This window comes from Fluviicola sp., from assembly GCF_039596395.1.
GTDB lineage: Bacteria > Bacteroidota > Bacteroidia > Flavobacteriales_D > Crocinitomicaceae > Fluviicola.
The window spans coordinates 16671-43249 of the sequence record NZ_JBCNJT010000001.1 but is presented as its reverse complement, the minus strand read 5'-3'; the positions used below and the strand labels follow the sequence as shown (position 1 = coordinate 43249).

Genomic DNA, 26579 nt, shown 5'->3' with positions numbered 1-26579 from the left:
AGAAAAAGAGGGGATATTCACTGTTGCGAATTCCCCTCCTGATCACACTAATCAACTAACCTAACTCTTTGCATGGAATTTCCATGCGGATCAGACATTGGCCTTTAGAAAAAGAGGAGCCATTTATCGTAGCTTGCGGCTCCCCCTTTTTCACATTAAACCTAACCTTACCTAATCCAAAACCTTATCGTTTGTTTTTGAAAACAAGAGGAGCCTTCCAATGAACCGGACAACTCCTCTTCACACTATTCAACTTACCTAACCAATCTAAGAACTTATATGTATTTCATAATATGATCCGGTTTGTTCTTTCTGAAGAATCGTGGAGTCATCCAGAGCGGACAACTCCCTTTTTCTTATTCAACCTACCACTTACTATTACTTGAATCAATCTGTTTTATTCGGTTTGCGAATCAGTTATTCTCTTCTCAAAGCATTTATCCCGATCCCTAACACTACAAAGCTAGTATGCTAAAACGGTATTTTACGAATGCTTTTATAAGTGAGCAGAAATGACTATAAGTGAGTGTTTTGATTATCTGCCAAAGACTGCAACTATCTGCATAATTCCGTCATTACCCGCCTGATTGATATAAAATAAAAGACCCCGGACATCCTACTACTCAAAGCAGCGGCTTCCGGGGTTGACAGAAAGACCTGGTCCGTTTGTCATGTAGTAATTGACATGGATCGATCTTCTGTCATTGACGAAGTCACCAAATGGCAACTCCGTTAAAATTCAGTTATACTTTTTGCAGGTTCGGAATTGCATATACAGGTTCCGTTACCATAATCTCATTCATCTATTTCGAACCTAATCATCCCGAAAAGAGAGGTTCTTCCAGCAAATTTAGTTTCGCGACAGGCAGGTGAAAACAACTTTTTATAAGTGAGCAGAAATGATCATAAGTGAGGCGATTATCCGACAAAACTCCTGAATCAAATGCATCTGTTGTTTCAGGATACGAAAAAAGGAGCCCATACCGGAGCTCCTCTTTCACTTCTCAATCTAACACTATTACATTTTCTGAATGATGAACTCTGTTCTTCTGTTTTCCTGGTGCTCCGTTTCAGAACACGTGGATTTCACAGGACCTTCACAGGCACATCCGTTTTTCAATTTCGACTCACCGTATCCTTTTCCGTAAATGCGTTCCGGATTTTGGATACGCGCTTTGATGTAAGCCGCTGAAGCTTTCGCACGATTATCAGATAATTTCTCGTTGGAAGCGATCGAACCACGGCAATCTGTGTGTGAACCCAACTCAATAACCATCGTCGGGTAGTCGGTCATTACTTTCACGATCTTATCCAATTCCCTGGCCGCATCTTTACGGATAATGTATTTGCCCAGGTCGAAATAAATCGGTTTGATATCGATCACTGTAGCTAAATCAATTCCGGCAGCCAGTTTATCCATATTCAAATCCAGTGCTTTATGCAATTCAATGACTCCGGCCTGTGTCAGGGAAACCGTGTATTTCAATTCTTTTGTGAGGTAACCCGGCCGCGATAATTTGATTGTGTAATTCAACACATCCCCTATTTTATTGGATGCAAGTGACTGAAAGATTTCTCCCTTACTGTCGGTCTGATCGGCAATGACCTGCTTATCCGTTCGAACATCTGTAATCTCCACTTTTACACTGTCCAGCATTTGAGAGGTTTTGGCATCTTTAATGATTGCCAGTAGTGCAAATCCGGGATCTTTTTCCAGCATCAGGTCTTTCTCGATCATACGTGTTTCTGCCGGCAGCTGAATCGTTGTAACAGATGCCTTTCCGTCAAAATAATCCGGTTTTTGAGCTACTAATTGGTAGTTCATATCGCGCTTCAAACGGAATTCGAAATTCCCGTTTTCGTCTGAAAGGACCGAATCCAGTTTCTGAGCCGCTGCATTCATTAACCAAACTTTCGTTTGTGCAAGAATCCCTGAATTTTTATCCTTCGTAGTTCCCTTTACCAGTAAACCGAGGTTGAACGGCGTCAATTGCTGAAAATGGTAGATATCGTCGCCACCTTTGCCACCCGGACGATTCGAAGAAAAATAACCTTCTTTCCCATCTTTCAAAGTGCTTAGTGCAAAATCATCGTAGCTTGAGTTCAATACGGTGCCGCAGTTTCGAACTTCTGTAAAGTTTCCGTTATCGGATAACCACACAAACAAGTCCAATCCGCCCAGACCGGTAAGTCCGTCCGAACTGAAAAACAAATGTCCTTCCGGGCTTATCCATGGGAACATTTCCTGCCCTTCGGTATTGATCTCTTTTCCCAGATTTACCGGTTCCCCGAAGGTTCCATCTTCTTTTACTGCTACCTTATAAATATCTGCTCCGCCAAATCCTCCCGGTTTGTCCGAAGAAAAGTACATCCATTTTCCGTCGGGAGTAAAACCCGGATGTCCCACCGAATAATCTTTTGAATTATAGGTGAATTCTCTTTCGTTCACCCACTTTCCGTCGCGGATATCTGCAATATACAATTTCAGGTTTTGAATTCCCTGCTTGTCTTTGCGCTTGCTTCCTTTCGTCATGTTATTGCGTGTGTAGACCACCCATTTCCCGTTCGGATGAAAGCCTACCGGCCCTTCGTGAAAACGGCTGTTTACTTTTTTAGGAAGAACTTCCTGGTTCACCACTTCATTCCTGGCATCCATTGTTGCTACATGCAATTCCAGGAAGCGTTCATTGTTCCACGTCCAGTTATTGTGTATGAACGCCCGCTCCGAGCGGTTCGAAAGAAAATACAAACGGGTTTGGTCCAGGGACGGGTAAGCTCCGAAATCTGTAAACTCCGTATTGTTTTTCCAGTTTTCAATGCTAAAACGCGGCGCCGATGCCTCAATGTATTCGCGGTAATTCTTCTGAGCCATGAACGATTGTGAACGTGCATCCTCCGGTTTCAACGCCGCAAACTTGCTCATCCATTCGTCTGACAAAGCATATTTACCATTGATTTTCAATACCTGTGCATAGCGATACATATCTTCTGTATCGGATGACTTTTCCAGAACCGTTGCGTAGATTTTTTCCGCCTTTTCAAATTGCTCTGTACGGAAATAACTGTACGCGAGTTTTGACTGCATCTGAGGCGAGTCCACTTCTGAGCCAAGCAATCCTTCGTACTGGTCAGCAGCCAAAGCAAATGCAAGGGTATGGTAATAATTATCTGCTCTGCGCAATTTCCCTGCCTGTCCGTATACTACGTGAACAGCCAAAAGCAGTGCGAATGTTAAAGTAATTTGTCTCATGTTCATTCAAATTAGAAGTAACGCGGAGAACGTACTCCTGAATTTTTAAATACAAAATCATACGACAACATGATCTCGAACGTACCATAGTTGTAATTGCGGATTTTTTGCGTTCCGAAATCGGTTGCAAATCCTAGTCTGAATTGATTGCTTACCTGGAATTGAGCAAAAGCTCCCACAGCTGCTTCCGGACGGTACAATGCCCCGATGTAGAATCGGTCACGGTAAATTCCCGCGGCAGAAATATCTATACTCAAGGGTGCACCCGGTGTAAATTTCACCTGCGCTATCGGTCTCAGTTTCCAATCTTCATTCAGTTTGATTACCCCTCCTGCATGCGCGAAATAATGACGCTTCTCCAGGTTTGTTTTGGATCCGTCGTAGCTTTTCTCCAGTAATTTAGGAGTACTTGCTCCGATAAACCATTTCGGAGTATGGTAATAAACACCGAATCCAAAATTCGGATTTACCAGGTTGCGCACATTGTTCATCAGGTTCACATCACCATCCACGGTTGTGTTCAGGTTGTTGGAACCGATATTGATCAGGTTGATCCCGCCTTTGACACCGAAAGCCAACTTCGATTTATTCTTGAACCGCAGCGTATAGGAAAAATCCCCGTAAAACAGGTTTTGCTTCACTGGCCCCACATTGTCATTGATGTAGGTAATCCCCAAACCGATCGAACGATACTTCAACGGTGAATGAACACTCACAGTCGTTGAGACCGGCCTTCCTGCAAATCCTACCCATTGTTCGCGGTGAAGCGTTGTGATGTTCAACACATCTTTACTTCCTGCGTAAGCCGGGTTAACAAACAAGGTGTTATCGAAAAATTGAGTAAAGTGAGGATCCTGTTGGGCGAAACCATTCACCCAAACAAATCCCATAATCAATGCTACTATCTTTTTCATTTCTTCTCTCTTTTATCTTCACTAATGTTTGACTATCTCTTTAAATAGATGTATCCTTTAAGTACACCGTATTCTGTAGTCCCGGTGTCGAATATGTAGTAGTAAGTACCTGTCGGCAATTGATCTCCTCCTACATTTAAATTACTGGTTGAGTTTCCTCCCCAGGTATTGTCGTAGCTCTCCGCTGAGAACACTTCATACCCCCATCTGTTGAAAATCGTGATGGTATTGTCCGGGAATTTCTCAATCCCTTCAATCACAAACACATCGTTCGTACCATCTCCGTCCGGCGTAAATGCCTCCGGAATATCGATTCCACATGGTTTCGGACTGCACGGATCAGTTGGACTGGAGGTTCCGTTCGGTATTCCCGGAGTGGAAGGATCATCCACTCCTGTTGTTTCCTCACAGTCTGTCAAACCGTCACCGTCGGTATCTGTTGACACTAATCCAATCGGTGAACAAGCATCGTTAGGATCTGATGTTCCGTTAGGAGTTGCAGGTGTATTCGGATCGTTTACTCCAGTTGTCTCCTCACAGTCTGTTAAACCATCATTGTCAGTATCTGTTGTAACCAATCCAATCGGTGAACAGGCATTATTCGGATCCGATGTTCCGTTCGGAACTGCTGGCGTTAACGGGTTATCCACTCCTGTTGTTTCTTCACAGTTTGTCAAACCGTCGCCATCACTATCCACCAATGGATTCGGATCGCAAGCGTCATTCGGATTGGAAGTTCCGTTAGGTACTCCCGGAGTTGAAGGATCATCCACTCCTGTTGTCTCCTCACAATCTGTTAAACCATCGTTATCCGTATCCGTGGTTACCAATCCGATCGGTGAACAAGGGTTGTTCGGATCCGATGTTCCGTTCGGAACTGCTGGCGTTAACGGATTATCCACTCCTGTTGTTTCTTCACAGTTTGTCAAACCGTCGCCATCACTATCCACCAATGGATTCGGATCGCAAGCGTCATTCGGATTGGAAGTTCCGTTAGGTACTCCCGGAGTTGAAGGATCATCCACTCCTGTTGTCTCCTCACAATCTGTTAAGCCGTCGTTATCCGTATCCGTGGTTACCAATCCGATCGGTGAACAAGGGTTGTTCGGATCCGATGTTCCATTCGGAGTGGACGGTGTAGACGGATCATTTACTCCCGTTGTTTCTTCACAGTCTGTCAAACCATCATTGTCAGAGTCAACCGGTGACGGACAAGATATCATTGTTACAAAAATGGTATCATTCACACAATTTACCGGAAGCGGGTTTCCATCGTCACAGATTGATACTACGATCGTATCCGTTCCTGAGAATCCGTTATCCGGAGTGTACGTAAACGTTCCATCGGTGTTAATTATAATTGTTCCGTTGTTCGGACCACTTGCAGGTGTAGTATTCACCACCAGGTTTCCATCTGTATCGAAGTCGCCTGCACCTGTCAAATCACCGCTTACCGGATTTCCGTTGATCGAACTCATGTATTCATTATCGATTACCGGAACATCGTTTATTGGTGTGATCGTAATAAAGATCGTGTCGTTCACACAGCTTGAAGGCAATGGAAGACCTGCATCACAGATTGATACGACCACCATATCCGCTCCGTTGAAGTTCGCATTTGGTGTGTACGTATACGTTCCGTTGGAGTTGATTACGATCGTTCCGTTCAAAGGACCTGAGACAGGTGTTGAATTCGCTGTCAGAGTTGTTCCATCCGGATCGAAATCTCCTGCACCTGTCAGATCTCCTGTTGCCGGAGTATCTTCATTGATCGTAACTGTTTCGTTATCGATCACCGGAGTGTCGTTTACCGGGGTTACCGTTATGAAGATCGTGTCGTTCACACAGCTTGAAGGCAATGGAAGACCTGCATCACAGATTGATACGACCACCATATCCGTTCCATTGAAGTTCGCATTCGGTGTATACGTGTACGTTCCGTTGGCATTGATTACGATTGTTCCGTTAGACGGGCCAACAACCGGAGTTGTATTCACTGTCAATGCCGTTCCATCCGGATCCGAATCTCCTGCATCTGTCAGGTCGCCCGTTGCCGGAGTATCTTCGTTGATCGTATGCATTTCATTATCCACAACCGGCGAGTCGTTTACGGCTGTTACTGTAATGAAGATCGTGTCGTTTACACAAACAGCTGGTAAAGGCAAGCCGGCGTCACAGATTGACACAACCACCATATCCGTTCCACTGAAGTTTGCATTTGGTGTGTAGGTGTATGTTCCGTTGGAGTTGATTACGATCGTTCCGTTCGAAGGACCTGAGACAGGCGTTGGATTCGCTGTCAGGGTTGTTCCATCCGGATCGAAATCTCCTGCATCTGTCAGATCTCCTGTTGCCGGAGTATCTTCATTGATCGTAACTGTTTCGTTATCGATCACCGGAGTGTCGTTTACCGGAGTTACCGTGATGAAGATCGTGTCGTTCACACAGCTTGAAGGCAATGGAAGACCTGCATCACAGATTGATACGACCACCATATCCGTTCCGTTGAAGTTCGCGTTTGGTGTGTATGTGTACGTTCCGTTGGCATTGATTAAGATTGTTCCATTGGAAGGACCAGAAACAGGTGCTGTATTCGCTGTCAATGCCGTTCCATCCGGATCCGAATCTCCTGCATCTGTCAGGTCGCCCGTTGCCGGAGTATCTTCATTAATCGTATGCATTTCATTATCCACAACCGGCGCATCGTTTACGGCTATTACTGTAATAAAGATCGTGTCATTCACACAAACAGCCGGTAAAGGCAAGCCTGCATCACAGATTGACACAACCACCATATCCGTTCCGTTGAAGTTCGCATTTGGTGTGTAGGTGTATGTTCCGTTTGCATTGATTACGATCGTTCCGTTCGAAGGACCTGAGACAGGCGTTGGATTCGCTGTCAGGGTTGTTCCATCCGGATCGAAATCTCCTGCATCCGTCAAATCTCCTGTTGCCGGAGTATCCTCGTTGATCGTCACAGTTTCGTTATCGATCACAGGAGTATCATTTACCGGAATTACCGTAATAAAGATCGTGTCGTTCACACAGCTTGAAGGCAATGGAAGACCTGCATCACAGATCGATACGACCACCATATCCGTTCCGTTGAAGTTCGCGTTTGGTGTGTACGTATACGTTCCGTTGGCATTGATTGCGATTGTTCCGTTAGACGGGCCAACAACCGGAGTTGTATTCGCTGTCAACGCCGTTCCGTCCGGATCAGAATCTCCTGCATTTGTCAAATCTCCTGTTGCCGGGGAATCCTCATTAATCGTATGCGTTTCATTATCCACGACCGGAGCATCGTTTACCGGAGCAACAACAACCGTCAGGTTCGCTGTATTGGAAGTTGCTCCCAGGTTATCATTGATCGTATAGGTAATTGTTGCTGTTCCGTTGAAGTTTGCAGCAGGAGTAAATGTTACATCCCCTGTTGTTGTATTCACCGTCCAGGTTCCGCTTGCGTTTGTAAACGTTGTCTGCTGTCCGGGTGTTGAAGGATCCAGGTCAATGGTCGCTGTAACAACTGTTCCGTCGGAATCCGTATCATTCCCCTGGATGGCAGGAATAATTACTACCACATCCTCATTGGTTGTTGCTCCATTGTCATTTGCAACCGGGATTGCATTGTCATTATCAACAATGATTACGGTTGTTGAGGCAGGCGAACCAATTGTTGCTCCGTTACCTCCGGAAATTGAAGTAATGGTAACAACAACGGTCTCATCGCCCTCGTAAATCAAATCATCGTTCGGATCAACTACGAAAGTCGCGGTCGTTGAACCGGCCGGGATAGTTACCGATGTAACTCCTGCCACATAATCTGTTCCGGAAGTTGCTGTTCCGGTATATCCTAAGTTTATGGTTGTTGCAGTTGTTGTTGCAACAGATAATGTTACTGTTAAAGTCACTGTACCGGGGTTGTTCTCCAAAATGGATGCTCCGCCGGAAATAGAAACCGTTGGTACGGTCTCGTCATCAACAATGGTTGTAGTTGTGGAAGCAGGTGAACCGATAGTCGCACCATTTCCTCCTGAAACAGAGGTAATTGTTGTGATCACTGTTTCGTTTCCTTCGAAGATCACATCGTCGTTCGGATCGATCACCAAAGTAGCCGTTGTAGCGTTTGCAGGAATGGTTACTGAAGTTACTCCTGTTACGTAATCTGTTCCGGATGTCGCGGTTCCTGTATAACCAAGATTTACAACGGTAGCTGTACTTGCCGCACCTGAAAGTGTAACCGTTAAAGTTACTGTTCCAGGGCTGTTCTCTGCAATCGTTGTTCCACCTGAGATGGAAACTGTTGGTACTGTTTCGTTGTCCACGATGGTGGTCGTTGTGGAAGCCGGCGAACCGATAGTTGCACCATTTCCTCCCGTTACCGATGTAATCGTTGCGATTACAGTCTCGTTCCCTTCGTAAACCAGGTCATCATTCGGATCGATCACCAAAGTAGCTGTTGTAGCGTTTGCCGGGATTGTTACGGAAGTTACTCCCGCTAAGTAATCCGTTCCGGATGTTGCAGTTCCTGTGTAACCTAAATTCACAACAGTTGCGGTACTGGCCGGACCTGAAAGCGTTACTGTTAAAGTCACTGTTCCCGAACTGTTTTCTGCAATCGTTGTTCCTCCCGAAATAGAAACCGTTGGCACTGCCTCATCATCTGTAATTGTTACAGTGGTGGAAGCAGGTGAACCGATAGTTGCGCCATTTCCTCCTGTAATTGATGTGATGGTTGTAATCACTGTTTCCGTTCCTTCGTAAACTCCGTCGTTGATCGTAGTGATCGTGATCGTTCCCGTTGTGGAGTTGGCCGGAATGGTAATCGTTACAGCACTTGCCGTATAATCTGTGCCGCTTGTTGCTGTTCCGGTATTTGTTAAAGTAATAACCGTTGCAACTGTTGTAGGAGATGATAGCGTTGCCGTTAAAGTAACTATCGTTCCGGAATTTTCCGATATAGTTGTCGTTCCTGACAAGGTAACAGTCGGCACCGTTTCATTGTCTACGATAGTTGTAGTTGTTGAAGCCGGTGAACCGATTGTAGCACTGTTACCTCCCGAAACCGATGTAATTGTTGTAATAACTGTTTCGTTTCCTTCGTAAATCAAATCGTCGTTCGGATCGATTACCAAAGTTGCTGTTGTTGCGTTTGCCGGAATCGTTACTGAGGCAACTCCTGCTACATAGTCTGTTCCGGAGGTTGCTGTTCCGGTATACCCCAGGTTTACAACTGTTGCAACAGTAGTTGGTACGGATAAAGTCACTGTCAGAGTCACGGTTCCCGGACTGTTCTCGGCAATCGTTGTACCACCTGAAATAGAAACCGTTGGTACTGTTTCGTCATCAACGATGGTTACCGTTGTGGAAGCAGGTGAACCGATACTAGCACCGTTGCCTCCCGTAACCGATGTGATGGTTGTGATTACGGTTTCATTTCCTTCGTAAATCCCGTCGTTGACCGGCGTAATGGTTAATGTCGCAGTTGTTGCGTTTGCAGGGATCGTTACCGAAGTAACTCCTGCTGTGTAATCCGCTCCGGATGTTGCTGTTCCGGTATACCCCAGGTTTACAACTGTTGCAACAGTAGTTGCTGAGGACAAAGTAACAGTTATTATTACCGAACTTCCGCTGTTTTCTCCAATGGTTGTTCCACCGGAGATTGAAACAGTTGGCACGGTCTCGTCATCAACGATAGTTGTCGTTGTGGAAGCCGGTGAACCGATAGTCGCACCATTTCCTCCCGTAACCGATGTGATGGTCGTAATGACAGTTTCATTTCCTTCGTAAATTGCGTCGTTAAGCGGTGTAATAGTCAATGTGGCTGTTGTAGCATTTGCAGGAATGGTTACCGAAGCAACTCCTGCTGTATAATCCGCCCCGGAAGTTGCAGTTCCGGTGTATCCTAAGTTTACAACTGTTGCTGTACTTGAAGGACCAGACAAAGTAATCGTTACTATTACGGAACTTCCGCTATTCTCGCCGATCGTTGTTCCTCCTGAAATGGAAACGGTTGGTACTGTTTCGTTGTCTGTGATGGTTGTCGTTGTAGAAGCCGGCGAACCGATTGTCGCTCCGTTTCCTCCCGAAACAGATGTAATTGTTGTAATTACTGTCTCGTTCCCTTCGTAAACCGCATCATCGTTCGGATCAATTACCAAAGTAGCCGTTGTAGCGTTTGCAGGAATGGTTACTGACGTCACTCCTGTTACGTAATCTGTTCCGGCAGTGGCTGTTCCTGTGTATCCCAGGTTTACAACTGTCGCTGTTGTAGTCGCTGAAGACAAGGTAACCGTCAACGTTACAGTTCCCGGATTGTTCTCTGCAATCGTTATTCCACCTGAAATAGAAACTGTTGGTACAGTCTCGTCATCTGTAATGGTTACTGTTGCAGAAGCCGGCGAACCGATTGTTGCACCGTTTCCTCCTGTTACCGAAGTAATTGTTGTGATCACGGTTTCGTTTCCTTCGTAAATCGCGTCGTTAATCGGAGAAATGGTTAATGTAGCTGTTGTAGCATTTGCAGGAATGGTTACCGAAGCTACTCCTGCAGAGTAATCCGCTCCGGATGTTGCTGTTCCGGTATATCCTAAGTTCACAACCGTTGCAGTACTTGCAGGGCCTGACAAAGTAATTGTTAATGTAACTGAACTTCCGCTGTTCTCTCCGATAGTTGTTCCACCCGAAATAGAAACGGTCGGTACTGTTTCGTCATCGACAATGGTCGTTGTGGTGGAAGCCGGTGAACCGATAGTCGCTCCGTTTCCTCCTGAAACAGATGTAATCGTGGTGATGATTGTTTCGTTTCCTTCGTAAACACCGTCGTTGACCGGAGAAATGGTGAATGTAGCTGTTGTAGCGTTTGCAGGAATCGTCACCGAAGCAACTCCCGCCATATAATCTGTTCCGGACGTTGCCGTTCCGGTATATCCCAGGTTCACAACCGTTGCTGCAGTTGTTGGAGTAGATAAAGTAACCGTCAAAGTCATACTCCCACCGCTATTCTCACCGATTGTGGTTCCACCTGAAATGGAAACGGCCGGTACTGTTTCGTCATCTGTAATAGTTACAGTTGCGGAAGTCGGTGAACCGATAGTCGCTCCGTTCCCTCCTGAAACCGATGTAATTGTAGTGATAACTGTTTCGTTTCCTTCGTAAATAGCATCATTCAGTGGCGTAATAGTCAATGTTGCTGTTGTAGCATTTGCAGGGATCGTTACCGAAGCAACTCCCGCCGTATAATCTGTTCCGGACGTTGCCGTTCCGGTGTATCCCAGGTTCACAACCGTTGCTGCAGTTGTTGGAGCAGATAAAGTAACGGTCAAAGTCACACTGCCTCCACTGTTCTCAACGATCGTTGTTCCACCTGAAATAGAAACCGTTGGTACTGTTTCGTCATCTGTAATGGTTACTGTTGCAGAAGCCGGCGAACCGATTGTTGCACCGTTTCCTCCTGAAACAGATGTGATCGTTGCAATAGCCGTTTCAGTTCCTTCGTAAATTCCGTCGTTGATTGGCGTAACAGTTACAGTTCCTGTTGTGGAACCTGCAGGGATGGTGATTGTTGCGGAACTTGCCGTGTAATCCGTTCCGTTCGTTGCCGTTCCCGAATAAGTTAAGGTAATAACTGTTGGAACACCGGTTGGTGCAGAAAGGGTTGCTGTCAAAGTAACCACTGTTCCTGAATTCTCCGTTACTATTGCTGATCCCGACAAAGTTACTTTGGGAGGATTCACTTCGCGCCAGTCTCTTTCCGGAGTTCCGGAAATGATCACGTTCGGATAAGAGTTCGGTGTAGTACCGTTTGTAGGGTTAACTGTTGAGTTGTTGGTATCATAAGCGTTATCCAGTCCGTCATTGTCTGAATCCAAACCGGAAGCTGCGGTATTTGCCGTTCCGTCTCCGTCTGTATCCCAACCTTCAATTGCATCTGAAATGCCGTCATTATCGGAATCCGCATCCGTGTAATCGGGATTATCTGTTCCATCTGTATTCACCGGGGAAATAGCTGTTCCACCGTTATTGGTATCATAGGCATTGTCCAGTCCGTCACGGTCGGTATCCATTCCGGTCGGAGCAATATAACCTGTTGTTGACTGTGCTTCTGAGTTATCTGTGATTCCGTCGTTATCCGAATCGATATCCAAATAATTGGCTCCGCCTGTCCCGTCTGTATTAACCGGAGTAATTGCCGTACCGGTAACTCCCGCACAAACCGGGTAACGGATCGCATGAAGTCGCGGTGAATTCGTTGCACGTGTAACACGAATGTAGCGCGCTACAGCCGGTAAAGTATATGTAATTGCCGTACCGTTTGCAGACAACACGTTGTTTGAATAGGTATTGATCAAGGTGTAAGTAACGTCATCCGTAGAATAGAAAACACTTCCTGTAGCAGCCGTTCCGTTTGTTGCACTTGATAAATTCACAGTAATAACTGTTCCGGAAGGAATCAATGCTCCCAGATCGATATCAATCGCTCCCGTCGCTCCCAAAGTTGCCAAAGTGGTCAATGAATTGTCAAATGCTCCGGCAGCGTTGGTTACTGTTCCGGTTGTTCCTGCACCGGCCAGCGCAAATGTCAACGTATTGTTGCAAGCAGGATCCACAGGATCTGACAAACCATTTCCGTTTAGGTCTACAAATCCGTCAATTTGTGCATTGGAGTTTGCATCCGGCTGACCGTTTTCGATCAGATCCGGAATCCCATCGTTATCAGAATCCAGGTCAAATGAATTGATTACACCGTCTTTGTCGAAATCGTAACGGTCATCTACACCGTCAAAATTGGTGTCTGCGAACCCGGCAGCATCCGGATCGATGTAATTCGGAACCCCATCGGAATCCGCATCAGCAGTTGCGTCGGGTAATCCACCGTTCTCAACCAAATCCGCTACACCGTCGTTATCATCGTCCAAATCCACATTGTCTGCAATTCCATCATTGTCTTTATCACAATTGGGAAGTACCATCGTTACTACAGGTGATGACAAGTCAACGGCATAAAACCAGGTATTGATGCATCTTGCGTTTCCATAATCATCACACAAAAGTGCCGTCCCGTTTCCTCCTCCTGAAGCAGGAGCAGGAACTGCTGTTGTAGGATTCGATCCGTTCCAGGCATGTGTAGGTCCTAAAATACCGTTGGCCAGTACTACACCCTGTACACCACCTGTTGTCACGTTATTGTTATTATCTGCTGTCGATGCACAAGCTCCTACCGGTGTAATGTTCGTATCGTCCCAGTACAATTTCTTGGATCCGGAAGAAGGAGAAACGGAAATGATCGTTAACCCGTTGATATTCATTTCAGCATCGTTCATCGGAAGGTTCGTTCTACCCTGGTACAAGGTAATTTGCACCGACGCAGAGAAATTGGCAGGAACCGCAGCTCCCAATCCGTTCAATCCGTTCCAGGACATTACATGGTTACCGGCCGTCATCCCGAATGCGGTCAATTCAATATCCGCCGTACCAGCCTGATACCCTGCCGTACCATTCAAATCCAGTACAATACCCACATCACCGGCCTGATCAATGTAATAGGGAATAAAATACGACCCCGGACACCCGTAAATACTGCTCGTAAAAGCCGGATTTCCTGTTGTCCCCGGAGGAAAAGCAGCTGCATCCGGAGTTGACAGAAAGACCCGGTATCCATTTGTCAGTGTAGCAATTGACGAGGATGATCTTCTGTCATTGACGAAGTTACCTGTATTGGCAGCCCCGTTAAAATTCATAGCCACTTCATAAGCCAATGGTCTGAAACCGTTTTGGAACTGAACCTGAACAATAAAATTGTCGGGCGTATATGCATAATAGTCTCCTGTAAAAGAGGACGCAATTGACTGCTCAAAATTTCCTGAAGTCAAATTTGTCGTAACAAACGACCATTTTCTGGACCAAATACGTCCGATAGATTGTGTATTACCTGCCGTGGAAACCGTAAAATCGAAAAAAGGCATGGTAATTCTACCGTTTCCGGAAGCATCCATGGTTGTTCCTCCGTCATCACTGCGGTAAATCTCGATGTAGAAATCTCCGGTAGTTGCCGGGTCAAACATCATAGGATTGTATCCTGCAGGAGTTGCTCCACCGATATTCGGACCTGCAAAAGCCTGGGCATAAGTACTGATAAATCCTGCACCGGAAGTTGGGATCAACGTCGGGCCGGCAACCTGTGTACCTGCGGCATTGTAAATACGGTAGTACGCAGTATTTAACGTGGTACTGGCCGTCGTGTTATAATTCCGGGTTTGAAATCCGAAATACAGATTTTCCGTAGCAGCGTTCAAAATCGTAAACCGGATCCGGTTATCGTTTGCACACCCCATGTAAGACCCGTAGGAAAGATCCGGAGCAATCAATAAGGAAGCACCGTCTGCACTGTTCGTCGGGGAAGCTTGCCTGGTTCCGTCCGCCAAAGCATTTCCTGAAAGAAACACGACTGTGAAGAACAGCGTAAAAATGCGCAGAAACGAATTGTCAAGGCTTAATTTGAGCAAATTACGCTTCCGCTTTGGATTAGAAAAGTTTGTTTTCATTTAGTATATTTAGACCCTTTAATCGCCGGTATATACGTATAACCTGACTAAACGGATTTCATAATTCCTGCGAATTTAGTTTAGTGATAAGCGGGCGAAAATATCTTTTTTATAAGTGAGCAAAAATGATAATAAGTGAGTCGTTTTTCTTTGCAAACTAAGTTTTTAATCGTATTTTCGATCTGCAAATAATGTACATTTGCAGTAAAAAGAACCGATAAAAAAAAATCAGGCAGAACCGTTTTTTATCACTTAACAGACTATTTAGAATGATTAACTGCGTTATCGTTGAAGATGAGCTTATCAGTCAACAAGTACTCTTACAAAAACTGAAGTTCCATTACCCACAGTGCGAGGTGTTAGAAGTCTTTGATAATAAAGATGACGCCATCAGCTATCTGCAAAAAAACGACGATATTGACCTGGTTTTCCTGGACGGACAAATCAATGGAGGAACGGGACTGGATGTCTTAAAGGCCTGCGAAAACAAATCTTTTAAAGCAATCTTTGTAACGGCATACGACCGGTATGCTATTGATGCATTGAATGCATCTGCTTCCTATTATCTCTTAAAACCATTTCGAACGGAAGATTTCAAACGGGGAATGTCCCTTATTCTATCCAAAATAGATCAGTCAACCAGCTCCAACACGATACTTGTACCTTACAAGGGAAGCTACAAGGCTCTTAAATACGATGACATCGTTTATTTTGAATCGGACGGGGCTTACACGAATGTTATCACGAAAGACGACAAAATCGTGTCTTCCAAAAACCTGGGGCATTATGAAAAAACGCTTCCCAAAGAACACTTCAAACGTTCGCATCACAGCTATATTGTGAATCTCAAACACATGCAGCTATTAACGAAAGGAAGGACCGGAACGATCAAGATGAACAACGGGGCCGAAATCCCGGTTGCTCAAAGACGCATGCAGGAATTCATGGCGTTTTTCAGTGAAAAAATGCACTGATCAAACTCAAAAAGAATCGTACCTTTTATAAAATATGGTTAGCTTCCCTCCCGAAACAGCTAAAATCCAATAAATTACTACTGATTTTTATTAAGCCCAGCAATTAAAACCACAATTCATGAAGATCACTTTAATACTAATAAATTTCATCTGCCTGATAATAGCCGTCACCTGGTTAATCCTTGAAAAAAGTTGGGAACCACTTTTAACTACGCTTGGTTTACTTGCAACTCTTATTTCACTTGTATATTCCAAACCCGAAAGTAAAGTTTACATGAAACAAAAAGGAGGAAAAAGATCCAAGAATTATCAATCTGCAAGAGATATAAATATCCATCAAAATGATTAACGATAAAAACCTAAGCCAGGAAGGAGGAGAAAAGTCAACAAATTTCCAGGGCCAAAACATTACTATTCACAATGGTCTTTCCTATTCAGATGTAAAAGAAATATTTCTGGATTTGTTTAAAGAAAACTTTATCCAGCTTAAAAATGAAGCGGCGGAAATTGCGCAAAAACGGGCAACCGAAATAACGGATAAATTCTTAACCGTTTTAAATGGTAAAAACCCAGAATTAATAGAAGCATTTAAAGATCCTGCACTCCAGGACGCATTATTTACAACACAAAAAGAATTTGCAAAATCCGGCGATAACGATCTGGGTGACCTATTAGTTGATATACTTATTGAAAGAGCCCAAACTCCAGCAAGAAACATGCTTCAATTAGTTTTGAACGAATCATTAAAAATTGTTCCTTCGCTTACCATTTCTCAATTAGATGTAATTACATTAAACTTTATTTTATTGAGAACTGTCAATTTAGACCTTGAAAACTTTCATCAACTGAGTCAACTAATCCAGGAAAATATTGAGCCATTTACAGAAAACTTGTTCTCCGACATCGGACAATACAATTACTTGGAATTCCAGCGTTGTGGCAGCATTAAAACTCCTCCACACAGTAATTTAATGAAGGGTTGGCTGAAAAAATGGATAAGAAATTATCAGGGACTGTTCTCCAAAGGAATAGAAAGAGAAGTCATTTTACAACAGATCAATGATTTCGATCAATTTGAACATTTATTTGTCCCATGCCTGCACAACAATGAGTTACTTCAAGTTGGCTTTTTAAATGAATTTGACCTTAACGAGGCATTAAACGATTTAAAAGTAACTTTTGACGTGGAAGATAAGATAAAGCGATTTTTTAGAGACTTCACAATGACCACTAACGAAGTGAAAGACTTACTTGTCAAAACAAATCCATGTATGCTTAAACTCTTTGATATCCTGGATAAATCTGCATTTAAAAATTTCGAATTATCAAGTGTTGGAATTGCCATCGCACATGCAAATTTCAGAAGAAGAACAGGAAAAACATTAGACCTTTCACTTTGGATAAATTAATAACAGTCAATACTTTTGCATTTAAAATTGCTATCATATCGCTAAAATACTATATTTATGCAAAAATAAAATAGCATCCGATGAAAATTGAAAGCTGTCCGAAGTGCAGAAGCCCGAAAATCATCAAAAGCGGAATTGTAAACAATCGCCAGCGATATACCTGCAAACAATGTTCTTACAACTTTACCGTGGATAAGATCGGGAAGAAAATCGATGATTACTACATCACCAAGGCACTTCAATTATACCTGGAAGGATTAAGCTATCGGGAAATAGAACGGATCATCGGCGTATCGCACGTGACGGTTTCCAATTGGGTCAGACACTACAAAATCAAGCGCTTAAACGACGGAATGTATCACCCGACTTACCGCATCATCACTCATCAGGAACTGGTAGAACAATTGAAGAATAAGGAATTTTTGACAGGAGCAGGAATGATCATCACCGAATTGGGAGACAAATTCATGCTCATCAAATGGGAGCGGTTCCGGGATTAACTATAGTGTTTACAAAAATATATAACTCTTTTTATACTTTAGCCTGAATTACGGAATATTGGTCAAACGAAAACAACGAGCGAGCTTCCGGAACTCCACAGTTGTTTTGCTACGAACTTATTAAACTGTAATTCGAAAGGACATGAGTAACAATACATCTACCAAAGGAATCTGGAAAGTCATTTCCGCTTCTTCTGTCGGAACACTCATTGAGTGGTACGATTTCTACATCTTCGGAAGCCTGGCAGTCGTCATTTCTACCAAATTCTTCCCGGCCGACAATCCGGTTGCCGCATTTTTATCCACCTTGGCAACTTTCGCTGCAGGTTTCGTCGTTCGACCGTTCGGAGCCTTGTTCTTCGGCCGTTTAGGAGATTTGATCGGACGGAAATATACGTTCATGGTCACACTACTTCTAATGGGTGGAGCAACTTTCTTAATCGGCTGTATCCCATCTTACGAAAGTATCGGCGTATTCGCCCCGATCCTGATCTTATTGCTCCGTTTGCTCCAGGGACTCGCTCTGGGCGGAGAATACGGCGGAGCAGCAACCTATGTGGCAGAACATTCGCCTAACAATCAACGTGGCTACTGGACCTCCTGGATTCAAACTACAGCCACTTTCGGACTATTCGTTTCCCTGATGGTAATCCTGGTTACACGTGCTGTTTTGAGCGAGGAACAGTTCGATAGCTGGGGATGGCGCGTTCCGTTCTGGGTTTCCATCCTGATGGTCGCTGTTTCTTACCTCATCCGGAAGAAAATGCACGAATCCCCTGAATTTGCAAAAGCAAAAAGCGAAGGGAAAATCTCCAAAAACCCGCTGAAAGAAAGCTTCGGGAACAAACTGAATTTCAAATTCGTTTTGCTCGCCCTGTTCGGTGTAGCTATGGGACAAGGCGTTGTCTGGTATACCGGGCAGTTTTACGCTATGAGTTTCCTCAAAACAGTGATGAATATTGATGCCCAGCAAGTGGACACCCTGATGGGAATCGCATTGCTGATCGGAACACCGTTCTTCGTGGTATTCGGATGGATGTCGGATAAAATCGGACGAAAAAAGATCATGCTCGCAGGTATGCTTCTGGCAATTATCTGTTACCGGCCGATCTACCGCCTGATGTATGAGCGCACAAACGTGGAAAACAAAAAAGAACTCATTGTTTCCTCCAGCACCGAAGCTTCAGCAACTGTTGTGGCAGAAGGGACAGATTCCCTTTACATCACTACCACGACCTATTCCGACGGAACTGTTTGGAATCAAAAGAAAACCGTTCATTTAAATGAATCCGGAGAAGTCATCCTGGCAAAAGGAAAACCGCGCATCGATACAAAAATAGCGACTACGATTCCAAGCTCCGACAAATGGTTCCTGACCTTCTTGGTTTTCATACAGGTCATTTTCGTTACGATGGTTTACGGTCCGATTGCAGCCTTCCTGGTAGAAATGTTCCCGGTACAGATCCGCTACACTTCCATGTCGTTGCCCTATCATATCGGGAACGGGATTTTCGGCGGACTGCTTCCTGCGATTTCCACTTACCTGGTAACACAATCCAAAGAAACCGGCAACGCAGAGTTCTACCTGGACGGATTGTGGTATCCGATCATCATCGCGGCAGTAAGCTTTGTAATCGGATTGATCTACGTGAAAGACAAAAAACCGGAACAAGTAAGTATTAACTAATTAAAAATACGACTATGAATATTTTCAAACGCATTTTAGGAGTTATCTGGTTATTACTGGCTGCTCTCTCCGCATACTTCTGCATTGTGAAATTCGGAATTCCCAAGTTCTCAACCGGAAGCCAGGACGATCTGGTATTCGGAATCATCATTCTCTTTATCCTTACTCCGCTGATTGTTTTGGGATTGGCTATTTTCGGGGTTTACGCTTTGAAAGGCGAATACGATGACGAATAGCTGATTATTTACATGTTTAACCAAGGAAACGCTTTTTCACTTAGGTGGAGAAGCGTTTTTTTTGACTCAATTCTTACCGCGCTACCATGCTACATTTGCTTTTAAACAAAAAATCCCGATCCGCAGCTGCGGACCGGGATACCGATTTTTATTCTGTCAATATTTACAACGCATTCTCCACGATCTCATCCACCACCAACGGATCCAGGAGCGTAGAGGTATCGCCCAGACTACTGGTATCGCCTTCAGCAATTTTACGCAGGATACGGCGCATGATCTTGCCGGAACGTGTTTTTGGCAAACCGGAAACAAATTGGATCTTCTCCGGAATGGCGATCTTACCAATTTCCGCCACAACTGACTCCACAATCTCACCTCTCGCCTGATCCTGTTGATCGGCAGGAACTTCGTTCTCACAAACCACAAACGCATAGATCGACTGGCCTTTCACCGGATGCGGATAACCGACTACCGCAGATTCAACAACCAGTTTATTCGTATTGATCGCATTCTCGATCTCAGCAGTCCCGAAACGGTGCCCCGAAACATTGATCACGTCATCGATGCGCCCGATAATGCGGTACATACCGTTTTCATCGCGCTTTGCACCGTCACCGGTAAAATAGTACCCGTCGTAATGTGAGAAATAATTGATGCGACAGCGCTCGTGATCTCCATAAGTTGTGCGGAGAATAGACGGCCACGGGAATTTGATACACAGATACCCTTCTTCGTTCGGTCCTTCGATTTCTTTTCCTTCCTGGTTCAAAAGCACCGGCTGAATTCCCGGCAACGGATATCCTGCAAAAGTCGGTTTCTGAGGAGAAATATTCCCGATTCCCGAGATCATAATCCCGCCGGTTTCCGTTTGCCACCAGTTGTCAACCACCGGACAGCGTCCTTTCCCGACATGCAAATGATACCATTTCCAGGCTTCTTCGTTGATCGGCTCACCAACCGTTCCGATCACCTTCAGCGAATCCAGACTATAAGAAAGCACGTGGTCTTCCCCGCAGGCCATTAGCGCACGAATAGCAGTCGGGGCAGTCAAGAACTGGTTCACTCCGTATTTATCGATTACCTGCCAGAAGCGACCGGCATCCGGGTAAGTAGGAACTCCTTCGAACATCACTGTCGTTGCACCGCTCAATAATGGCCCGTAAACAATGTAAGAATGTCCGGTGATCCAGCCGATATCCGCCGTACACCAAAACACGTCACTTTCTTCGTATTGATACACATTTTGGAACGAGTAAGCAGTATAAACCATGTAGCCGCCACAGGTATGGACCACTCCTTTTGGTTTTCCGGTAGAACCGGAAGTATAGAGAATGAAGAGCGGATCTTCCGCATCCATCGGTTCCGGAGCACATTTCTTTTCCTGTCCGGCAACAGCATCTGACCACCAGATATCGCGACCTTCCTGCATATGCGGAAGCCAGCCCAGGCAATCAAAAACAATGACCTTCTCCACGCATTTCACATTTTCCAATGCCTCGTCAACAACGCGTTTTACAGGAATCTGCTTGGGACCACGGTTCAACCCGTCGGATGTTATGACCAATTTTGCCTGAGCATCTTCAATACGGTCTGCCAGTGCCGTTGCCGAAAACCCCGCAAAAACCACCGAATGTATTGCTCCGATACGCGCACATGCCATCACAGCAATTGCCAGTTCGGAAATCATGGGCATATAGATACACACACGGTCACCTTTTTGTACACCTTGTGCTTTCAGTGCATTTGCAAACTGGCATACATGCTCATACAATTCCCGGTAAGTGTATCGTATAAACCGCTGTTTCGGGTCATTCGGTTCCCAGATCAACGCCAGTTTGTTTCCGCGTTTTTCCAGGTGCCGGTCCAGCATATTTTCCGTGATGTTCAGCTTTGCGCCTTTAAACCATTGGATATTCGGCTCGGTAAAGTTCCATTCCAGCACCTTATCCCATTTTTTCATCCATTGAAACTCATTGGCGATATCTTCCCAAAACCCTTCCGGATTTGAGACGCTTTGAGCATACTTTTCATGATACTCCTCCAAGGTTTTAATTTGCATGTTATTCATAGTTCCAGTTTTTATTACAGATTTTTATTTCAGCAAGTCGATGATCTCTACCAACAACTGTTTGGTGCTAAAGGGCTTTGTGACATACTTGTCGGCTCCCATGCTCAACCCTTTGGAAATATCCTCAGGCCGTGATTTTGCAGAAAGGAAAATGATCTTCGTATGATTGAATGCCGGGTTACTTTTAATGGTCTGGCACACATCATACCCGTCAATATCGGGCATCATAATATCCAGGATAATTAAATCCGGGACATGCTCATTTACCGCGCTCAATGCTTCCGTACCGTTTCGCGCAATCAATGGAACAAACCCTTTCCGCCTCACTAAATAGTCTAACGACAACACAATATTCGGCTCATCGTCTACTATTAAAATCTTCTTTCCTGCCATCATTTCTTTTCTAATCTCTGTTCTGGGTAAAAGGAATACTGAATGTAAATACCGAACCTTCCGGCTCATTGGTGCTCACACCTATTTTCCCTTCGTGAAGTTGGATAATTTTTTTTGAAATTGCCAACCCCAAACCACTTCCTTTCGGTTTTCGCATGGTTTGGTTCTTTGCCTGGAAAAACTTCTCAAAAATTATTTCGCGCAATTCCGGAATAACTCCCGGGCCGTTGTCTGCAATTTTTACCTGCAGCACCGAACCGTTTCGCGCAACGTCAACCCATACTTTTCCGCTTTCTTTATCACAATATTTGGCAGCATTTGCCAGTAAATTCAACACAACCTGGGTTATCCTGTCGGAATCCGCATACAGTTCCGGAAGCGAATCCTCAACATCAATACACACCTGTATGTTGTTTTGCTTAAACACACCGTCCAGCGATTGCAAACAATGCTGGATCAATTCCGAAATATCCACTTTATCAATAATCAACTGATGCTTTCCGGATTCAAAGTTCTCCAGGTCCAGCACTTGCGAGATCAAACGCGTCATACGGTTCGATTCTTTCAGAATGGTATTCAGGAACTCCTTTTTGATTTCTTCCGGCATAGCATCTTCTTCATCCGAGAGCAATTCGCTCATTGCCTTGATCGAAGTTAAAGGCGTACGCATTTCGTGCGTAACTGTATACAGGAACTCGTCCTTCAGCAAATCGTTTTCTTTCATACGGGCATTCGCGAGTTTCAATGCTTCCGACATACGTTTCAATTCATCGGTGCGTTGCTGCAACTCTTTGTTGATGGCAATGATTTTCTGGGATTCTTCCAGGATATTTACCACGTCTTCCATCGACAATTTTTCTTCCTTCACTACCGATGAGATCAGGATTTTTGCGGAAGAAGCTCCCACAATCGAACTCAGCATTTTTTCCGAATAACCGATCAGGCGCGGATCCAATTCATCCTGCACAGCCAGATCAATCCCTTGCTTTTGTGCAAAATGGTTCAATTCGGCTGTCACTCTTTTTTCACCCAGGAAGCGGGACAACAGGGATTTAATATCCGGGAAAAACGCTTTCCCTTTCCACACAGCGCCCGAATCCAGGTCTGTGGAATAATTCATGATATCGACATATAATGTTGCCTGGTTCTGCTCCAAAGCCGTTTGTCTGGTCAGTACCGACCCCACGGTATAACCCAGTGTATTCAGCAACAAACTCCAGAATAAGACCGTTGTGATCAAATCACCTTCGGGACGTAACGGATTTTGTCCGGTACCAAACAAACCATGTACATTCACATTCAGAATAGTAGGGCCGATCAGGAATATCAGCCACACAAAGAACCCGAGTGAAATCCCGATAATTGCACCGTACTTGTTTCCCAGTTTCCAGAAAATTCCCCCCAGGATTGCAGGTGCAAATTGCGCTACCGCCACAAAAGAAACCAACCCGATGGAAATCAGAGTAAAATCAGCCACAACCAGCTTGTGATAGAGATAAGCCAGTAAAAGCACGGTGAAAATACTCAGTCTTCTAAAGAAAACAGGAATTCGGTGATTGCGGTCCCTGAAGCGGTTGAGCACAAAACGGTTATTGATGAAGCTGGGCATCAGGATCGCATTCGAAACCATCTTACTCAAGGCATGTGTAGCTACAATGATCATCCCGCTGGCCGCAGAAAAACCTCCCAATAAAACCAGCAAAGCCATCCAGCCCTGGTTCAGGTGGATCGGAATGGAAAGCATGTACATATCCGGGTTCATCCTGCTTTCAGCAAACATGTTATTGCCGATAATTGCAATCGGGATCACAAACACATTGATCAACAACAGGTAAACGGGGAACATCCAGATAGCACGTTTTACCTTGCGTTCATTGGCCGCGGCAACCACCCCCATTTCAAACTGGCGCGGCAAAAACAGGAATGCCAGTGCCGATAAAAAGATCATTCCGAACCACTGCCCGTAATCGTTATTCGGGTTCAATTTCAGTTTGGCTGCATCGAAATCCGCAAACAGCTCCGGCTTGTCTCCGGCATACCATACTATGTAAATCCCGAAGAATAAAAAGACGATCAGCTTCACAATCGATTCAAGCGCTATAGCACCCACCAAACCGGTATTTTGCTCTTTTTCCTGAAAACGTTTGGTAGTAAAAATAATAATGAAATACCCCAAACCCAGCGTTACGAGCAAACTGGTATCCACATAGCGCAGCCAGGCATTTTGCTCCGTCCCGTTATTGGTCACAATGGTTTCGATCGCTTTATCGATCCCGGTAATCTGAAGGGCGATGTAAGGAATAATTCCAAGCATCAACAAAACAGCAACCAGGCGGTTCAATCCGATACTTTTATCGTAGCGGTTAGCAATGAAGTCAGATAAGGAAGAGATTCCCTGTACTTTGGAAATACGAATAAACTTGCGGTAGATAAACCACAAAAAGGGCATCAATACGATTGGCCCTATGTAGATGGTGAGAAACTGGATATTGTAAGCAGAAGCTCCGCCGACACTTCCGAAGAAAGTCCATGCAGTACAATAAACTGCCAGTGAAAGTGCATAGATCGTAGGCGAATTGGCCACCCGTAATCTCAGCCTGGTGGACGCATCAATCCTGTATGCCACGAAAAACAGCATTGCAAGATACGCCACTATGACTAAAATTAATAAGCCGCTCATTTATTTTTCAGTTATCTGAAAAAAGTTCAAGAGTTAAAAGGGTTCAAAACGTTTAAACGAAGCATTTCATTGAACTTTTTAACTTTTAAATCATTGAACCTGTTTTCATTCTTTGTTTCGTTTGGCGATGAGAAAACCGACCACACTGATGCATAACACTACCCCGCAGAAATAGATCAGCAAAGCCGGAATTCCCAACCAAACTTTTCCTTCCATCAGGTTAATAACCGGATAATTAAATAAAACGAATCCAAGTAACCCAAGCAAAAAGTAACCCGTTTGTATTTTGCGTTTATCCATGTTTTCTTTTAACCTGAAAGATACACCAATTTACAGGTAAACCATAAATTGAAGTGTCAGTTCATTCTTATAATTTACACTTTCTATATTCGAAAAATCAGGTCTTGCCCGATAGTTTAATGTGATCTTCGAGTGATGCCCCGCCAGGAACACATTCAAGCCCGCATCTATCGTATTCACAGGAACCAATTGATCCGCAGCATTGCGTAATCCGACGAAGCGCGCATGAGAAAATGCCCCGTAAACCTGGAAACGTGTTACCAAATCAAAGCTCGGCAATAAATAACCCAATTGCCCGTAGAAGATCTGCCCGGTTCCGATAGTAGGCAAAGCATTTCCGCGATACACACCGCCGCCGTCAGCAGTATTTAAAATCCCGATGCTTCTCACGTAATTCTTCCCGAAATTGTAGTTGTAATAACTTCCATAAAAGGTAATCGCATCTTTGCGTTTGCTCAAAGGCATGTCGAGAAATACGTCTGCCCCAAGCTGCAACTGATCCTGCATGACCGTATCTCCATCCGAATTGCGGTGCCACATTCCGTTTTTCCAATGATCGAACCCAACTCCGATATTGAATACTTTCTTCGTTCCCAAATAAGTCCCGACCATGAACGGAAGCAAATTACTTTCCTCGTCCAAAAACTCGTAGTGAATATACCCGGCTGTACTCCAGGAACGGTTATACGGGTTGTAATCGGAAACATTCGTAGCGATTGCTTTTGCCTCATTTGCCTGAAACGGATCGTTGGCAGCCAGGCGGTAATCCAGCTTTCCGATCTTTCCTTTTGCGAAAATTCCCAGGTAACGCGCAAACTGATCGCTTTTATCGATGTTATACCAGTTAAAGATCGGAGCGTCCTGAGCCATGAAGTTTAAAGTACTGGTACTTGTCATACGTGAAACCCCGTTCCAGTAATGCAAGCCTGCACCGATATTCAAAAAGCGCTTGAACACAGTGTAATCGACATAAGCTTCATGCAGAAACAACTGGGGCTTTTTCCCGTTTGCAGCAGAAGCTCCACCACTGAAGGTACTTTGATTGTTAATCCCGAAATGTGTCAGGATCAGGAAACGGTCATTGATTTGCGAGTAGGTCAGGAAACGTGATCTTCTGATAGAAAGGTCGTAGGATTCGTTGATCGGCTTTCCGGCAAGTGTGCTCCCGTCGTTGTTCTGATTATACTTCAACCAGATTTGATGCCAGGTAATGAAGCGAATATACTTCGATCCGTCTTCATTCAATTTGATTTTCAACCCGCCGTCATATCCGGGAAATCCTTGTCCGAATAACGGACTCGCAAAGAACGCAATAGCTCCAAAAAGTAGTAGATGTTTCATATCTCTTTTGAATTTTCGTTAATAACCAGGATAGTGAGGCTAAGAGACGAAAAAGGAAACAACTGTCAAAAAGAGATATAGGAAAATGTTAAGTATATATTTACACCATTTTTAAAAAGAAAAAATGCAAAACATCAACTATAAAAAGTGATTTCATGCGATTGAACACCCTAAAAATATCAAGAATTTAAAGACATACAGAATGACTATCTTTTTTTAGTAAAGCTATATCATTTTAGCAATTTAATTAAAAAGAAACTTCAACTTTAGAAAGTTGACCCTG

13 protein-coding genes are annotated in these 26579 nt (G+C 44.4%); 5 read left to right on the top strand and 8 right to left on the bottom strand.

The genetic code is table 11. From position 1 onward, the window contains the following. Positions 1–1018 precede the first annotated feature (1018 nt). From ABDW02_RS00135 to ABDW02_RS00125, 3 genes are read right to left on the bottom strand one after another with little or no spacing between them, the layout of a single operon-like run. Complete coding sequence (locus tag ABDW02_RS00135) at positions 1019–3250, bottom strand: OmpA family protein (RefSeq protein WP_343630926.1); 2232 nt, start codon at positions 3248–3250, stop codon at positions 1019–1021. Between the two features lie 11 nt (positions 3251–3261). Beyond that, a complete protein-coding gene (locus tag ABDW02_RS00130) occupies positions 3262–4164 on the bottom strand; it encodes a type IX secretion system membrane protein PorP/SprF (protein ID WP_343630924.1) in 903 nt (300 codons plus the stop codon). A gap of 32 nt (positions 4165–4196) precedes the next feature. Then, positions 4197–14708: an Ig-like domain-containing protein gene (locus ABDW02_RS00125; protein ID WP_343630922.1), complete on the bottom strand. Its 10512-nt coding sequence runs from the start codon at positions 14706–14708 to the stop codon at positions 4197–4199. Between the two features lie 269 nt (positions 14709–14977). Between ABDW02_RS00125 and ABDW02_RS00120 the strand changes: the two genes are divergently transcribed. The 5 genes from ABDW02_RS00120 to ABDW02_RS00100 all read left to right on the top strand — a co-directional run bounded on the left by ABDW02_RS00120 (position 14978) and on the right by ABDW02_RS00100 (position 19514). After that, entirely contained in the window at positions 14978–15682 is a 705-nt protein-coding gene (locus ABDW02_RS00120; RefSeq protein ID WP_343630920.1) for a LytTR family DNA-binding domain-containing protein, read from the top strand. Positions 15683–16023: 341 nt separating this feature from the next. Continuing rightward, positions 16024–17091 carry an LPO_1073/Vpar_1526 family protein gene (locus ABDW02_RS00115; RefSeq protein WP_343630918.1) on the top strand — a complete coding sequence of 356 codons (1068 nt, stop codon included), beginning with the start codon at positions 16024–16026 and terminating at the stop codon, positions 17089–17091. 80 nt (positions 17092–17171) lie between these two features. Next, positions 17172–17591 carry a helix-turn-helix domain-containing protein gene (locus ABDW02_RS00110; RefSeq protein ID WP_343630916.1) on the top strand — a complete coding sequence of 140 codons (420 nt, stop codon included), beginning with the start codon at positions 17172–17174 and terminating at the stop codon, positions 17589–17591. Between the two features lie 142 nt (positions 17592–17733). After that, on the top strand, positions 17734–19278 hold the full coding sequence (locus ABDW02_RS00105) for an MFS transporter (RefSeq protein WP_343630914.1): 1545 nt from the start codon (positions 17734–17736) through the stop codon (positions 19276–19278). Positions 19279–19292: 14 nt separating this feature from the next. Then, on the top strand, positions 19293–19514 hold the full coding sequence (locus ABDW02_RS00100) for a DUF6814 family protein (protein WP_343630912.1): 222 nt from the start codon (positions 19293–19295) through the stop codon (positions 19512–19514). A gap of 163 nt (positions 19515–19677) precedes the next feature. Here ABDW02_RS00100 and acs read toward each other — a convergent pair whose 3' ends face one another. The 5 genes from acs to ABDW02_RS00075 all read right to left on the bottom strand — a co-directional run bounded on the left by acs (position 19678) and on the right by ABDW02_RS00075 (position 26296). Beyond that, positions 19678–21582: an acetate--CoA ligase gene (gene acs / locus ABDW02_RS00095; RefSeq protein WP_343630909.1), complete on the bottom strand. Its 1905-nt coding sequence runs from the start codon at positions 21580–21582 to the stop codon at positions 19678–19680. Between the two features lie 24 nt (positions 21583–21606). After that, a complete protein-coding gene (locus ABDW02_RS00090) occupies positions 21607–21975 on the bottom strand; it encodes a response regulator (RefSeq protein ID WP_343630907.1) in 369 nt (122 codons plus the stop codon). A gap of 10 nt (positions 21976–21985) precedes the next feature. Next, positions 21986–24655 carry an ATP-binding protein gene (locus tag ABDW02_RS00085; protein ID WP_343630905.1) on the bottom strand — a complete coding sequence of 890 codons (2670 nt, stop codon included), beginning with the start codon at positions 24653–24655 and terminating at the stop codon, positions 21986–21988. Between the two features lie 105 nt (positions 24656–24760). Further along, positions 24761–24955, bottom strand: coding sequence for a hypothetical protein (locus ABDW02_RS00080; protein ID WP_343630903.1), 195 nt, complete (start codon positions 24953–24955; stop codon positions 24761–24763). A gap of 30 nt (positions 24956–24985) precedes the next feature. Next, positions 24986–26296, bottom strand: a complete 1311-nt coding sequence (locus tag ABDW02_RS00075; RefSeq protein WP_343630901.1) for a hypothetical protein — start codon at positions 26294–26296, stop codon at positions 24986–24988. Positions 26297–26579 lie beyond the last annotated feature (283 nt).